Source organism: Paenibacillus sp. EB106-04-04-XG159 (assembly GCF_058791835.1).
The window spans coordinates 1-1813 of the sequence record NZ_JBYTDY010000038.1; the positions used below are offsets into that span (position 1 = coordinate 1).

Genomic DNA, 1813 nt, shown 5'->3' on the forward strand with positions numbered 1-1813 from the left:
GTGGTAACTTCCATTTTACACGAATCCATTCATGGGCTTATTTTTTTAGCTGTCGCACTTCATATTACAATCCGTCAACTACAAAAGAATGTTGCCCAATATTTTGCATTTATTTATACTCAGAATGAAGCGATGACAGCAGGAGGGATACGAATGGCCCAATATGATCAATTCGCCGAGCAATATCACAGCATGGTTCAGTCAGGTGGACCTGAGGTTTCATATCAGTACATTGTGAGTTGAGTCTTCGGATATCTTTATTTGGTGCAGAAGTAACAGGTGTGGATCTCAGCAGTAAACTTCTGGAGTATGCCAAGAATAAAAGTGAAATAGTAACTTGGATTCAAGATGACGCTATGAGTTTGAACAACATTTCGAGTTGTACCTATGATTATGTCGTGTCGAGCGTTATGCTGATGGACATTCCGAATCACCATGATGTATTTCGGGCGGCGCATCGAATCTTAAAGGAACAAGGTGTTATGATCTGGGTCATTATGCATCCGTGTTTTCAATCACCGTTCAGTCGCCCCATGGGTGATGGCTCACGCAAGGTTATGCAATACAGTACACAGTATTGGAAATCGGAAGGGGTAGGAACGATTCGATCTACACTGGGTGCTTATCACCGACCGCTCTCTGTTTACGTGAATGATTGTATTGCAACAGGGTTTAGTGTCATTCGAGTGGATGAACTGGATCGAAATGAGCAGTCGATAGATACTCTTCCATTAATGTTGGCTGTAGTTGACAGAAAGATGTAGTGAAGATGGTGGAGGGATGACAAGTGCTTGATATCGTAAGGATTTCATACGAGGACAAGTCAGTGCTGCATAATTTGATACAACTGTATAGATATGATTCGAGTGAGTATGATGGGCATGCGTTAAATAGTCATGGGCTGTATATGTATAAATATTTGGATCACCAATGGACTGATGAGTACAGACGACCATTATTCATTAAATTGGACGGAGAATTATCAGGATTCGCGCTTGTCTCGCTGGGGGTTCCGCAGGAATATATGATGTTGAGCAATGCACCCGAGACGAATGTCATAAGCGACTTTTTCATTATGCGAAAATTCAGACGCAGTGGTTGCGGGAAGCAAGCGGCATTCGCGATCTTCGATCTATTTTCCGGAGCTTGGGAGGTCCGACAGACTGCAGCAAACGTACCAGCGCATCGATTCTGGAATAGAGTGATTCAGGAGTACACTAACGGAGCATACTCTGAGGCGGTTATTAGTGGGGAGCGATGGACGGGTCCAGTTCAAGTATTTAGACAGCAGGATAATTCTTCTGAGTAAATAACCTATTGAGAGAAAGTGTGCTTGCAACTAATAATTAGGGCTGCTATCTTCTTTGAAGTCACAGTAGTTATGCGACTATGGGGAGCGATAGTCACGTTGAGAACAGTATCTTTGATAAAGCTGCTTGTATATAAATGAAGCAGAGTAGTTCTTCGCAGACCAATGAGTATTATAAGTTTATGAAGTATAGAGATCTTCGCTTGATCTCGGCACTCATTTCATGATACCAAATAGTTTCCATAATATGAGTGTATAGTTAGGGTTGCTTCTTAATTGCAATCTGTGTTATATTTGTCTTCCGCCATTCTAAGTGGTGGTTAAGGCAAGCAAGTGCTGAGAGGCACTGAATAAGTTTAAAAAAAGTGCTTGACCTTATATGTAAGACATGATATATTAATTAAGTCGCCGCTGAACGGCGATGAAGAAAAGAAAGTAACTTACGAGTTACGAATTGTTCTTTGAAAACTGAACAACGAGCGAATGTTGAGTGAGGATGACGAT

The 1813-nt window shown here is 41.6% G+C and carries 3 protein-coding genes; all 3 read left to right on the top strand.

What is annotated here, in order from left to right; genetic code table 11:
- Positions 1-243, top strand: a 243-nt coding sequence (locus AC3WTP_RS23225; RefSeq protein WP_492396997.1) for a hypothetical protein, incomplete at its 5' end; no start/stop codon positions are given.
- A complete protein-coding gene (locus tag AC3WTP_RS23230; RefSeq protein ID WP_492396998.1) occupies positions 240-764 on the top strand; it encodes a class I SAM-dependent methyltransferase in 525 nt (174 codons plus the stop codon). The genes AC3WTP_RS23225 and AC3WTP_RS23230, both read left to right, overlap by 4 nt.
- A 23-nt stretch (positions 765-787) precedes the next feature.
- Positions 788-1309 (top strand): GNAT family N-acetyltransferase, encoded by a 522-nt coding sequence (locus AC3WTP_RS23235; protein ID WP_492396999.1) that lies wholly within the window; start codon positions 788-790, stop codon positions 1307-1309.
- Positions 1310-1813 lie beyond the last annotated feature (504 nt).